The sequence below is a fragment of the Mycobacterium sp. IDUB_21 genome, assembly GCF_055419425.1.
Window position 1 is genome coordinate 115,393 of the sequence record NZ_JBVAXQ010000003.1, and the last position, 12,579, is coordinate 127,971.

The following is a 12,579-nucleotide window of genomic DNA, read 5'->3' on the forward strand; positions in this document are numbered from 1 at the left end:
CTACTCATCCGTTTCGGCCGCAGAACCGGCATCGTCACGGCCATGACCGAACCGCGCGCCGTCATCAGTCGGCTCTCCGCAGAAGTCCACACCCTGTCCTGGCAGCTTCACCGCGTCTCGGGCGAGCTGGCCGACCTGGACCGGCTGATCAGCACCGCCACCGCCCCGGCGCCGACCACCCCGCGGCCACGACCGGCCCCTCAACCGGTTCGGCAGCCGGCCGACACGCCACCGACCGGTCTGCCGGAACCCCCCGTCCCGGCCGACACCAACTGGATCGGGAAACTGCTGGCCGTCGCCGGGGTCGCGGTGACGCTGGTCGGCGTGGTGCTGCTGCTGGTGCTGGCCGCCCAAGCCGGCATCTTGCGCCCACAGATCAGGGTGGCCGGCGGCTTCGCGCTGTCGGCTGCGCTGGTCGCGACGGCAGGCCGGTTGTACAGCCGGCCGGGCGGACGGATCGGCGCTATCGCGTTGGCCGCCACCGGGATCGCCGCTGCCTACCTGGATGTCATCGCGATCACCGCGTTCTACGAGTGGGTGCCCGCAGCCCTCGGTCTGGCCCTCGCCGCGCTGGTGGGCGGCGCGGGGCTGACCCTGGCGCGGCGCTGGGACTCCGAACACCTCGGAGTGCTGGTACTGGTGCCGTTGATCGGCTTGGCGCCGGTCCTCACCGGCGACGTCGACCTGCTGTTGATCGGTTTCCTGCTGGCATTGTCGGCGGCGGCGCTGCCGGTGCAATTGGGCAAGAACTGGACCGCGGTGTTCGCGGCCCGCATCGCGGCCCCGACGGTGCCGTTGCTGGTGGCGCTGGCCGCCGGCAGCCAGGACCATCGATGGCTGATCGGCGCCGCCTGCACGGCGGCTGCGATGCTGGCCGTCACCAGCGGGCTGCTGGTGTTGCCGACGACCACCAAACCCGGCGCGATCGCGCTACTGACCGCCGCCGGGACCCTGCCGGTGTTGGCGGCCGGGGCTGCCGTGGGCCGGGTGCCGGCCACCGCGCTGACCGCGGCGCTGTCGGTTGCCATGCTCGCGATCGTCCTCACCGGCCGTCGGATTGCCGGGCGGCGCCTGCCGGCTGTTGTCGTCGAAGTCTTCTCGGCGCTGTCGGCGGTCGCCGCACTGATCGCGGTCACCACCGTGCTGCACGGATCGGTACTGGCGCCGGTGTTGCTGGCGATGGCCGTGGTGGTCGCGGTCGCCGGGCGGCAGAGCAGTGCGGCGCGCCGACCTGCGACCGCGTTCGGTTTCGTCGGCCTCATCGCCTACTTCGGTTACGCGGCACCGCACAACCTGGTCACCGCGACCGCGATGTCGACCGCCGACTCGGTGTCCACACTGGTCGCCAGCCTGCTGGTGATCGCTTTGGTGGCCGCCCTCGCCCGGGCCTACACCGCCACGGGCATGACCGCCGACAGGGCCCGGATCCCCGCCGCGGTCGGCGCGGCGTTGAGCCTCTACGCCGTCACCATGTTCACCGTCACCGCCGGCGTCGCGATCGCCGGCACCGGCGGCGGCTTCCTGGCCGGTCACATGGCGGCCACCATCTGCTGGATCGCCCTGGCGGCCGCACTGTTGCGCCACGCGCTGCACCTGGCCGACCGCGGCGTCCGCACGTGGGCGGTCACCGCCGGCCTGGCGCTCACCGGCGCCGCAACCGCGAAGCTGTTCCTGTTCGACCTGGGCACCCTCGACGGCATGTTCCGGGTCGCGGCGTTCATCGTCGCGGGCCTGCTCCTGCTCGGCATGGGTACCGGCTACGCCCGCAGCCTGGCGCAGCCCGATGCCGGCGACCAGGCCTGAAAAGGAACCGAGCACCATGACACTGCAGCTGAGCTTCCCCGAACCTGCCGAACTGGCCGCGGCAACGCCGGCTGATCGTGACCGCGCCGTCGACGTCATGCGGATCACCGCCCTGATCGGCGTCGTGGTCGGGCACACCGTGATGGCCACCAGCGTCATCCGTGACGGCGTGCTGATCTGGGACAACCTGCTCGCCACGTCGACGTCTTTCCAGATGCTGACGTGGGTTTTCCAGATCATGCCGCTGTTCTTCTTCGCCGGCGCCGCGGCGTGTGTGACCTCGTGGCGGCCCGGCGCCGACTGGGGCGGCTGGCTGATGAAACGCTGCCTGCGGCTGTTCCGCCCGGTGTTCTACTACCTGGCCTTCTGGACTTGTGCGCTGAGTCTGCTGTACCCGCTGTTGCCACGGCATGTCTACGAACCGGTGGCCGGCGTCAGCATTCAGCTGCTGTGGTTCCTCGGGGCCTACGTGCTGGTGCTGGCCGCGATGCCGGTGCTCTACCGGGTGACCACGGTGGCGCGGCTGGCCGCCGGGGTGGCCGGGATCTACGCCGGAATCGCCGTGGTCGACGTGCTCCGGCTGCACTGGCCCGCCTTGGCGCCGCTGGGATATCTCAACCTCGCCGTCTGGCTCATTCCGGCGATGTTCGGCGTGGCTTATCGGCGTGGCCTGCTGGCCCGGCCGGCGGCCCTGATCGTGGCGGCAGCGCTGCTGGCGGTCAACGTGGGACTGCTGTGGTTCGGGCCCTACCAGCCGAGCATGGTCGGCACCGGTGACCACCAGCTGTCCAACACCAGCCCGCCCTCGCTGTTGCTGGCCGGGCACGCGATCGTCATGAGCGCGCTGGCGATCTGGGCCGCACCGGCGATCGGCCGGTGGGCGCAGCGGCCCCGGGTGTGGTGGCTGACCGCGATCGGTAACTCCGGAGCGATGACGCTGTACCTGTGGCACATCCCGGTGCTGCTGGGCGTGCACCTGCTCTTCGACGGGCTCCGCCTGCCGCGCTATCCGGGCCTGCCGCACTTCGTAGCGTTGAGTGTGCTGCAGCTGCTGATCGTGGCAGCGGTGATGGCGGTGCTGTTCGTGGTGCTGCGGCCGCTGGAGAACAACCCGCTGCCGGGCTGGGATGCCCCGGTGGTGGTCGCGCCGGGCCGCGGCGCGGCCGTCGGCTCGCTGCTGATGGTGGCCGGCGCGGCGACGCTGGTCGCGATCAAGTGGGGACTCAAGGACGACGGGCTGGTCTGTGTGGCGGCGCTGCTGACCGCGCTGCTGGGCGCCCGCGTGCTGGCCGTTCAGCCCCGCAGTTCAGCACCCAAGAATTCCGTGTTGTGCTGACCCGGCTCCGGGGGCGCACCGGTCGCAACGGCGTCGAACGAGCCGTATCGGGCCGGTGTGCGCACCACCGTGATCGCGCCGTCGCCGTCGCTCGTACGCAGCGCCAACCGGTTCTCGGCGAACAGCGCGGTGTCCACCACCTGCTTCCAGGTGTTGGCCAGGCACGCCATCAAGCCGTTGCGCTGCAACCGATCAACCCATTCGGCCGACGTGGCCGACGCCAGGGTGGATTCCAGCTCACCGGTGAGCTCGGGGTAGTTGATCGACCGGGAGCGCTGATCGGCGAACCGTGGATCGTCGATCAGGTCCGGTCGGCCGATGGTGTGGCACAGCGTATCCCAGTGTTTGGGCGTATAGGCGCTGATGACGACCCAGCCGTCGGCGGTGCGGAAGGCGTCTGAGGGCTGGGTGGCGAAGCCGACTCCCTTGCGCCGCTTGGCCGGTGCCTCGGCGGCCGGGGTGTCCGGCCGGTTCAGGTGCACGGTGAGCTGATTGGCCTGCAGGGCCACCGCCACGTCGTACATCGCCACTTCGACCACGTCGGCGACACCGTGGCGCTCCCGGTTGAGCAGCGCGGCCAACACCGCCTGTGCCAGCACATGCCCGCTGGCGTTGTCGACCAACTGGAACGGGATGATCTGCGGCTTGCCGTCGGGGGTGCGCATGCCCGAGGTCATCCCGGCCTCCGCCGCCACCATCAGGTCGACCCCCGGCCGATCGCCGTTCGGCCCGTTGCCGCCGTAGGCCGACAATCGGGCGTAGACGAGTTTCGGGTTGCGCGAACGCAGTTCGTCGGGCCCCAGCCCGAGCCGTTCCATCACGCCGGGCCGGAATGCCTCCAGTACGACGTCCGCCGTGTCGACCAGTGACAGGATCTGTTGCTTGGCCTCGGCGGTCCGCAGATCGACGGTCACCGACTTCTTGCCGCGGTTGTTGGGCAGAAAGTAGACGGCCAGTGGCGGTCGGCCCGGCAGCACCGAGGTGATGTGTCGGCTGGCCTCACCGCCAGGCGCCTCCACCTTGATGACTTCGGCGCCCAGGTCTGCCAGCACCTGACCGGCCAGCGGCCCGGCCACGTTCTGGGTGAAGTCCAGGACCCGAAATCCGTCCAGTGGCCGGGGGTTCGGGTTAGTCGGCATCATCGACCAGGGTAGCGGCGCGGCCGCGGTGACCTAGCAGGCGATCAGTACCAATGCCGGCGGCCGCCGACCGGACGCCCGACGGAACCCAAGATCCACAGCACCGCGCCGATCACCAGCAGGACGACGCCGATGCTCCACAAAATCTGGACCTTGAATATGAAGCCGAGAATGAGCAGAAGGACTCCCAAACCGATCATGGCTACTCCATTCCTATGAGGTGTTTGCTGCTGTCGGGCATCGAACTCGGTGTCGGCAGCTGACAGCTCGCCACTTGGGGGTTGACGCCGCCGTAGTTCAGCGGCCCGGCGAGCACGGTCAGTGCGATGGTTCCTGCCGAGCGGCACGTCGGCTCGACATTTGACAGATAGCCGCGCTGCCATACCGCGATGGCCCCGATCACCAACCAGATCAACACCACCGTGCCAAGTATGTTGCCCAACCGCATCGTGGCCTCCGTTTCGTACGTCGCGCGTAGTGCGTCCCGACGAGGGTGATTCCGACGATACTGCCGGCGGGCCTGTCGTGTACGTGGTTCGGTTCAGAGACCGGCGTCCTCGCCGAACGTCATTGCACCCCACAGTCCGACGATGACGCTGGGGATACCGGCCAGCAGTTCCAGCACCATTCCGACCTGCTCCGGCCCTGCTGAGCAGAAGACGGCCGCGTGCGGCGCACGGCCGGTTTACTTGGCGCTGATCTTGGCGATCTGGGCCTGCGACAGCTTCGCCACCGCGTCGGGTAGCGGCTGGAAGTGCACCTTGTTCAGGAAGGAGGGGTCGTTGCCGTCGGTGATGGCCCAGTGCAGGAATGCCTGCAGGGTCTGGGCGGTCGCGGCGTCCTTCTGGTTGGCGTTGACGATCGCGTACTCGTAGTTGACGATCGGGTAGCTGTCGGGGGCGGGCCCGTTGATCAGCGAGACGGCCTGGTTGTCCGGGGTCTGATCGGCGAAGCCGGCCGCCGCGGCCGCGATGCTCTTGGCGTCGGGCTGCAAGTAGTTGCCGGCGGCGTTGGCGAGTTGCGCCGCACCCAGGCCTTTGTCGCGGGCCTGGTCGAGGAAACTGATCCCGATGTAGGCGACGCACCCGGGGGTTTCGGCGCAGCCGGTCACCATGCCGCCGTTGCCGTTTTCGCTCAGTGCCCCGGGCACGGCGGGGAAGTCCACGGTGGTGTCGAAGCCGGGGGCTTTGCCCCAGCCGTCGGGATCCTGCTTGGACAGGTACTGGGTGAACAGGAAGGTGTCGCCCGAGCCGTCGGAGCGGTGCAGTGGCACCACCGGGGTGTCGGGCAGATTCACCCCCGGGTTGAGCGCGGTGATCTGCGGGTCGTTCCAGACAGTGACGGTGCCGGAGTACATGGCCGCGAGCACCTTTCCGTCGAGCTTGATCGGATCGGTGACACCGGGAACGTTGTAGTTGACCTGTTGGGCGGAGACCGCCAGCGCGATGTTCATCAGGCCCGGGTGTTCCTTCATGTCGCCTTCGGACAGGTAGGCGTCCGAGGCGCCGATGTCAACCGCCCCGGCGGCGGCCTGCGAGATACCGGTCCCCGAACCGGTGCCCTGCGCGGTGATGGTGACGTTGGGGTACTGCTGGTGATAGGCCGGACCCCACTGATCGAACAGCGGATAGAGCAGGGTGCTGCCGGTCTCCGACAGCGACACGTCCGATGATGCCGGCGTGGTGGCCACGCCGCCGGCCGACGGAGCCGAATCCGACGGCGGGGTAGCGGTTTTCTGCCCGCAGGCCGCTCCCGCCAGGATCAGCGGTGCGATGGCAGACAGGGCCAGCAGGCTGCGTACACGAATCTTCACGGTTACACCCTTTCGTCGTACTCTGCGAATACCTAGGCGTTCTCGGCGGTCAACTGCCCCCGGGATATGTAGCGGACGGTCTCCTGGTGTTGCGGGAAGGAGAACAGCTGCGCGGTGGGCCCTTCCTCGACCAGCCTGCCCCCGAAGAAGAACGCGGTGCGGTAGCGCGCGGGCGGTGCACAGCAATTGCTGCTGGCCGCCGGACAGCCGGAACGGGGAGTCGCTCAGCCGGTCCTTGACGGCGTCCCAGCGACCGACGAGTCGCAGGTTCTCCTCCGCGACGTTACGGAATTCCTTGCGCAGCACCATTTTATGAGCCGGCACACCGGTGATTACCGCGCTCATCGCCGGAGCGCAGGCATTCGCGGTCTCGCTGGCGAGCCTCTCGGGTGGCATCGCCGGTCATGTTACGTCCGCCTCCTGCTGATCAGTTGTGGATTCACCCCGGTCGCTCGGCGCGGCGTGGCCGTCAAGACCGCATCGAGCAATGCCACGACCACTTGCCGGGAGTAGCGGTAAAGTTTTGTCCTGTGAAATTCGGCCGATGGACTGCGTTGTTGGCGCTGCTCGTTGTTGGCGCACTGATGGTTTCGGCGTGCGGCGATTCGAGCACAAAGTCCGGGTCATCCGGCGATGCGTCCGGATCGGTGGACTGCGGCGGCAAGCAGGAGCTGCATGCCAGCGGTTCGACCGCCCAGGAGAACGCGATCGAGCAATTCGTCTACGCCTACATCCGGGCCTGCCCGGGCCACACGCTGGACTACGCGGCGATCGGATCCGGCAAGGGCGTGGAACAGTTCGTCGGCAACGAAACCGACCTGGCCGGTTCCGATGTCGCGTTGGATCCGTCGAAAGGTCAGGTGGAACAGGCTTCGGCGCGGTGCGGTTCTCCGGCATGGGATCTGCCGACCGTGTTCGGACCGATTGCGATCACCTTCAACATCAGCGGCGTGAGCTCGCTGAACCTGGACGGGCCCACGACGGCCAAGATCTTCAACGGGAGCATCAACTCCTGGGACGACCCGGCGATCAAGGCCCTCAACAAGGGGACCAACCTGCCGACGACGCCGATCTCCGTGGTGTTCCGCAGCGACAAGTCCGGTACCACCGATAACTTCCAGAAGTATCTCGACGGTGCGTCCGACGGCGCGTGGGGCCGAGGTGTCAGTGAGACGTTCAACGGGGGTGTCGGCGTCAGTGCCGCCGGAAATGACGGGACCTCGGCGGTGCTGCAGAGCACCGACGGGGCGATCACCTACAACGAGTGGTCGTTCGCGGTGGGCAAGCAACTGCACATGGCCGGGATCGTGACCTCGGCGGGGCCGGACCCGGTGTCGATCTCTGCCGACTCGGTCGGCAAGACCATCGCCGCGGCGAAATTCGCTACCGGCTCCGGCCAAAGCAACGACCTGGTGCTGGACACGTCCTCGTTCTACAAGCCGACGAGCGCCGGCGCCTACCCGATCGTGTTGGCGACCTATGAGATCGTCTGCTCGAAGTACCCCGACGCCGCCACGGCCGCCGCAGTCAAGGCGTTCATGCAGGCCGCGATCGGGCCGGGCCAGGACGGGCTGGACCAGTACGGGTCCATCCCACTGCCGGATTCCTTCAAAACCAAGCTGCTGGCGGCGGTGAACGCCATTTCGTGACCATCTGCCAGATTTCTGTCGGGTGAACAGCCGGTTAAGCTGGCAGGTGGTCTTTCGCCGCGGTTTCGCGGCACCGGAGCAGCTAGGCGAGGCGAAGGGAGTGTCGTCGGTGAACAACACCGAGCCGGGTTCGCGGGTCGGGTCGCGGTTTGGCCCTTATCAACTCGGGCGGTTGTTGGGTCACGGCGTCGTGGGTGAGGTTTACCGGGCGGAGGACACCCGCAACGACGAGGCGGTGGCGCTCAAGCTGATCTCCGAGTCGTTCTCCGGCGACGACGCCTTCCGCAGTCGGCTGGAGGACGAGGCCGAAGCCGCCGGTCAGTTGACCGAGCCGCACGTGGTGCCGATCCGTGCCTACGGCGAGATCGACGACCTGCTGTACCTGGAGACGGGCCTGATCGACGGCACCGACCTAGCCACCGTGTTGGCCGACGGCGGGCCGTTGAGCCCGCCGCGGGCGGTGGCCATCGTGCGCCAGATCGCCGCGGCGCTGGATGCGGCGCACAACGCCGACGTCATCCACCGTGATGTCAAACCCGACAACATCCTGGTCACCGACGGCGACCTGGCCCACCTGATGGACTTCGGCGTGGCTGCGGCCATCGCCGATCCGGGTGCGCCGGCCGATCCGGCGACCGGCACCGTGAATTACATGGCGCCCGAGCGCTTGACCGGCGAGCAGGCCACCCACCTCGCCGATATCTACTCGCTGGGTTGTGTGCTGGCCGAATGCCTGAGCGGGGTGCCTCCGTTCTCTGCCGACACGGTTGAGGACGCGGTTGAAGAACGCCGGACGACGGCATCCCCGCGACCCAGCAAGCTGCGCCCGGGGCGTGTCCCGGCCGCCATCGATGATGTGCTGGCCCGCGGGTTGGCCCGCAGACCGGAGGACCGCTACAGCAGCGCCGGTGAGTTGGCCGCCGCCGCCTACGAAGCGCTGACCGAGCCCGAACGCCACCAGGTCGCCAGGATCCTGCGGCGCGGCGAGCCCGCCCTGCACCTGCCCGGCGGCCTGGAGGCAGAGGCCCGGGTCGACTCGCGCCCCGACATCGGTACCGGCGGCTGGGCCGACGCCGCGCTGCAGCCGGTGCCGGCCGCTACCGGGTGGGCGTCAACCGGCGCCGGCTTCGGTGCGTCGCCGTCCCCGGGACCGCTCCCGGTGGCCCCACTGCTGCGCGCGGACCTACGCGCCGAAGCGCCGGCCATGCCCACCCCGTCCCGTCGGCTACGGCTCCCGCGCAAGCCTGTCCTGGCAGCGGCCGCCGCGCTCGCTGCGGTCGCGGTCGTCGCCGGTGCCGGGCACCTGGTGTCCCGCCCCTCGGCGGCGTCGGCGGTGGCGACTCCGCCGCAGGATGTGCTGCCGTTCACCGGCCTGGACTACCGGCTCTCGCCGGGCGGGGTGGCACTGGACGCCGACGGCGACGTCTACGTCACCAGCGAAGGCATGCACGGCCGGGTGGTGAAACTGACGGCCGACTCGGACGACTCGACGGTGCTGCCGTTCAGCGAGCAGTACCAGCCGCGCGCGTTGGTGGTCGATGACAGCGGCAACGTCTACTTCTCCGACATCAACAACCGCGTGGTCAAGCTCGCAGCCGATTCCGACTCGCACACGGTGCTGCCATTCGCGGGCCTGGACGATCCCGATGGGGTGGCGGTGGATTCCGACGGCAACGTCTACGTCGCCGACCGCGGCGACGACGTCGTGCTGCGGCTGGAAGCCGGCTCGAACCTCCAGACCGCGCTGCCGTTCGTCGGCCTCGACAAGCCGCACGGGGTGGCGGTGGATTCCGCCGGCAACGTCTATGTCACCGACACCGGCAACAACCGGGTGCTCAAGCTGCTGGCGGCCTCAGGCGAACAGGTGGTGCTGCCCTTCGCCGGGATCGCCGCGCCGTGGGGTATCGCGGTGGACGACGGTGGCGACGTCTACGTCACCGAGCGCAACCGCAACAAGGTTGTGAAACTCACATCCGGGGCCGCCATCCCGGTTGTGTTGCCTTTCACCGGGCTGAACACGCCGTTGGACGTCGCAGTAGACAGGCAAGGCAATGTCTACGTCGCTGACCGCGGCAACGACCGGGTGGTGAAAGTGGATGCGAACCGATGAATAGCGGCGGGCCCGGCTCTCGGGCAGGCTCCCACTTCGGGCCCTATCGGCTGATCCGGCTGCTGGGCAGCGGCGGCATGGGTGAGGTCTACGAGGCCGAGGACACCCGCAAGCACCGGGCGGTGGCGCTGAAGCTGATCTCACCGCAACTGTCCGGTGACCCGGTGCTGCACGCGCGCCTGCAGCGCGAGGCCGACACCGCCGGGCGGCTCAGCGAACCGCACGTGGTACCGATCCACGACTACGGCGAGATCGACGGACAGTTCTTCGTGGAGATGCGCCTGATCCAGGGCCAGTCGCTGCGCGCCCTGCTGAACCGCGGCGGCCCACTCAGCCCGGCCCGGTCGGTGGCGGTGGTGCGCCAGGTCGCCGCCGCCCTGGACGCCGCGCACTCCGCCGGCATCATGCACCGCGACGTCAAGCCGGAGAACATTCTGGTGACCGGCGAGGACTTCGCTTACCTGGTGGATTTCGGCATCGCCCGCGCGGCCACCGATCCAGGGCTGACCCAGATCGGGACGGCGGTGGGCACCTACAACTACATGGCTCCAGAACGGTTCACCGGCGGCGACGTCACCTACCGGGCCGACATCTACTCGCTGGCCTGCGTGCTCGGTGAATGCCTGACCGGGGCGCCGCCGTATCGGGCCGACAGCATCGAGCGGCTGATCGCGGCGCACCTGACCGAACCGGCACCGCGGCCCAGCGCGCAGCGCCCTGGCAGTGTTCCGCCCGCGTTCGACCAGGTGATCGCCCGCGGGATGGCCAAGCGGCCCGAGGAGCGCTACCGCAGTGCCGGCGAGCTGGCGTCTGCCGCGCACCAGGCGTTGCCCGGCCCACAACAGGATCAGGCGGCCACCATCATTCGGCACGGCGAAGAGGCGGCCTTCGGCACCGCGACCATGGCGGCCCCGGCGGCCCCGATGGCTCCGGTGTCCTCGGGCGGTCAGAACACCGGCTGGCGCGAGCGGCCCGCGCCGCAACCCGTGCGTCAGGCGCCGACCTACGTACCGCCTGCATCGCCGACGTTCCGCCCGGCACCCGCCGCCCCCGGCGCCCGACGCTGGATGGTTCTCGGGGCCGCGATTCTCGCGCTGGTCACGGCGCTGGGCGTCGTCGGCTACCTGATTGCGCGCCCGTCGCACCCTTCGGCGGCGCCGGCCGGCCAGAGTGAGCTGCAGTTCAGCGGCATCAACTTCCGGCTCTCGCCGAGCGGGGTCGCGCTGGACACCGATGACAACGTCTACGTCACCAGCCAGGGCATGTACGGACGAGTGGTCAAACTGGCTCCTGGATCCTCCGCGCCGACCGTGCTGCCGTTCAGCGGGCTCTACCAACCGCAGGGCGTGACCGTCGACAAGAACGGCACCGTCTACGTCTCGGACTTCAACAACCGGGTGGTGAAACTGACGGCCGGTTCGAACGACCAGGTCGTGCTGCCGTTCAGCGGCCTGAACTACCCCGAGGGGGTCGCGGTGGACTCCGGCGGCAACGTCTACGTCGCCGACCGCGGCAACGACCGCGTGTTGGAGTTGGCGGCCGGGTCGAACACCCAGACGGTGCTGCCGTTCAGCGGGCTCAGCAATCCCGACGGGGTGACGGTGGACGGTTCGGGGACCGTCTACGTGACCGACACCGACAACAATCGGGTGCTGAAGCTGGCGGCCGGGTCCTCCAACCAGGTGGTGCTGCCGTTCACCGGGGTCGCGGTGCCGTGGGGCATCACGGTCGACTCCGGCGCGAACGTCTACGTCACCGAGCACGACGGCAACAAGGTCCTCGAGCTCGCCGCCGGCGCGACCACCCCGACCACCCTGGCGTTCACCGGGCTCAACACCCCGTTGGATGTGGCGGTCGGCAAGTCCGGAACAGTCTTCGTGGCCGATCGCGGCAACAACCGGGTGGTGCGGCTCACCCCGGGCTGAGCAGGCCCGATGGTGGTGACCCGCAGCGCCCGGCTCCGCCGCGCTTGCGATCCCCACGCCCGGCGGGCGGTAGAATTTCCGGCGTGGACAGTCGCATCGAGAGCCCCGAATCGGTGGGCGTCGTCGATACCCACCGAGCCGACACCCACGGGGCCCCCCAAGATGTAGTCCCTCACGATCATGCGCACCCGGTGCTGGACGCCGGCTGGCACCGCGCCGCGCGATGGGCTCGCCGGCTCGCCTGGGTCAGCCTGGTGGTGGTCGGGGTGGAAGGCGTGGTCGGCGTGTGGCAGGGCCTGGCGGCCGGCTCCATCGCCCTGACCGGCTGGGCGCTGGGCGCCATTCCCGAGGCGCTGGCCGGGGCCGTCGTGATCTGGCGGTTCACCGGTGCCCGCACGCTGTCCGACACGGCCGAGCGGCGCGCCCAGATCGGGGTTGCGGTGTCGTTCTGGATCAACGCCCCCTACATCGCCGCCGAATCGGTGCGCCACCTGTTCGGTGAGCACCGCAGTGAGGGCAGCGTCATCGGGATCGCGATCACCGCCGCGGCGGTGCTGGTGATGCCGATGCTGGGCCGTGCGCAGCGCCGGCTCGGTACCCGGCTGGGCTCGGCGGCCACCGTCGGCGAGGGCGTGCAGAACTATCTATGTGCCATCCAGGCCGCCGCGGTGCTGGTCGGGCTGACCCTCACCACGCAGTGGTCGGGCGGATGGTGGCTGGACCCGCTGATCGGGCTGGGGGTGGCGGCGGTGTCGGTGTGGCAGGGCTTCCGGTCCTGGCGCGGCGAGGGCTGTGGTTGTTGAT

The 12,579-nt window shown here is 69.2% G+C and carries 10 protein-coding genes and 2 pseudogenes; 6 read left to right on the forward strand and 6 right to left on the reverse strand.

Annotated elements, in window-relative coordinates; all coding sequences use genetic code 11:
• The first annotated feature begins 42 nt into the window (after positions 1–42).
• Together ACZYY4_RS05840 and ACZYY4_RS05845 are read left to right on the forward strand one after the other, a co-directional pair.
• Positions 43–1,803 carry a DUF2339 domain-containing protein gene (locus tag ACZYY4_RS05840; protein WP_463808617.1) on the forward strand — a complete coding sequence of 587 codons (1,761 nt, stop codon included), beginning with the start codon at positions 43–45 and terminating at the stop codon, positions 1,801–1,803.
• 16 nt (positions 1,804–1,819) lie between these two features.
• Entirely contained in the window at positions 1,820–3,139 is a 1,320-nt protein-coding gene (locus ACZYY4_RS05845; protein WP_463808618.1) for an acyltransferase family protein, read from the forward strand.
• Here the strand turns inward: ACZYY4_RS05845 and ACZYY4_RS05850 are convergent.
• The 6 genes and pseudogenes from ACZYY4_RS05850 to ACZYY4_RS05875 all read right to left on the reverse strand — a co-directional run.
• The gene (locus ACZYY4_RS05850) at positions 3,097–4,278 is read right to left on the reverse strand and encodes a CoA transferase (RefSeq protein WP_463808620.1); all 1,182 of its coding nucleotides are present in this window, start codon (positions 4,276–4,278) and stop codon (positions 3,097–3,099) included. The genes ACZYY4_RS05845 and ACZYY4_RS05850 overlap by 43 nt on opposite strands.
• A 44-nt stretch (positions 4,279–4,322) precedes the next feature.
• Positions 4,323–4,478, reverse strand: a complete 156-nt coding sequence (locus tag ACZYY4_RS05855; protein WP_463808621.1) for a DUF6131 family protein — start codon at positions 4,476–4,478, stop codon at positions 4,323–4,325.
• 2 nt (positions 4,479–4,480) lie between these two features.
• Positions 4,481–4,726 carry a hypothetical protein gene (locus tag ACZYY4_RS05860; RefSeq protein ID WP_463808622.1) on the reverse strand — a complete coding sequence of 82 codons (246 nt, stop codon included), beginning with the start codon at positions 4,724–4,726 and terminating at the stop codon, positions 4,481–4,483.
• A gap of 111 nt (positions 4,727–4,837) precedes the next feature.
• A pseudogene (locus ACZYY4_RS05865) lies at positions 4,838–4,918 on the reverse strand (hypothetical protein); the annotation flags it as partial.
• Positions 4,919–4,963: 45 nt separating this feature from the next.
• Entirely contained in the window at positions 4,964–6,091 is a 1,128-nt protein-coding gene (pstS, locus tag ACZYY4_RS05870; RefSeq protein WP_463808623.1) for a phosphate ABC transporter substrate-binding protein PstS, read from the reverse strand.
• Between the two features lie 32 nt (positions 6,092–6,123).
• Positions 6,124–6,436, reverse strand: a pseudogene (locus ACZYY4_RS05875) (phosphate ABC transporter ATP-binding protein); the annotation flags it as partial.
• A gap of 185 nt (positions 6,437–6,621) precedes the next feature.
• On the opposite strand from ACZYY4_RS05875, the gene pstS (ACZYY4_RS05880) reads away from it, so the two are divergent.
• From pstS (ACZYY4_RS05880) to ACZYY4_RS05895, 4 genes are all read left to right on the forward strand, one after another.
• On the forward strand, positions 6,622–7,740 hold the full coding sequence (pstS, locus tag ACZYY4_RS05880) for a phosphate ABC transporter substrate-binding protein PstS (protein WP_463808625.1): 1,119 nt from the start codon (positions 6,622–6,624) through the stop codon (positions 7,738–7,740).
• Between the two features lie 109 nt (positions 7,741–7,849).
• Positions 7,850–9,850, forward strand: coding sequence for a serine/threonine-protein kinase PknD (locus tag ACZYY4_RS05885; protein ID WP_463808626.1), 2,001 nt, complete (start codon positions 7,850–7,852; stop codon positions 9,848–9,850).
• Entirely contained in the window at positions 9,847–11,775 is a 1,929-nt protein-coding gene (locus tag ACZYY4_RS05890) for a serine/threonine-protein kinase PknD (protein ID WP_463808628.1), read from the forward strand. The genes ACZYY4_RS05885 and ACZYY4_RS05890 overlap by 4 nt, the downstream gene beginning before the upstream one ends.
• 191 nt (positions 11,776–11,966) lie before the next feature.
• A complete protein-coding gene (locus tag ACZYY4_RS05895) occupies positions 11,967–12,578 on the forward strand; it encodes a cation efflux transmembrane domain-containing protein (protein ID WP_463808970.1) in 612 nt (203 codons plus the stop codon).
• Position 12,579: the final 1 nt, after the last annotated feature.

Coding starts and splice junctions, on each gene's coding strand:
- ACZYY4_RS05840 (WP_463808617.1), top strand. CDS start 43: ATGACCGAACCGCGCGCCGTCATCAGTCGGCTCTCCGCAGAAGTCCAC.
- ACZYY4_RS05845 (WP_463808618.1), top strand. CDS start 1,820: ATGACACTGCAGCTGAGCTTCCCCGAACCTGCCGAACTGGCCGCGGCA.
- ACZYY4_RS05850 (WP_463808620.1), bottom strand. CDS start 4,278: ATGCCGACTAACCCGAACCCCCGGCCACTGGACGGATTTCGGGTCCTG.
- ACZYY4_RS05855 (WP_463808621.1), bottom strand. CDS start 4,478: ATGATCGGTTTGGGAGTCCTTCTGCTCATTCTCGGCTTCATATTCAAG.
- ACZYY4_RS05860 (WP_463808622.1), bottom strand. CDS start 4,726: ATGCGGTTGGGCAACATACTTGGCACGGTGGTGTTGATCTGGTTGGTG.
- ACZYY4_RS05890 (WP_463808628.1), top strand. CDS start 9,847: ATGAATAGCGGCGGGCCCGGCTCTCGGGCAGGCTCCCACTTCGGGCCC.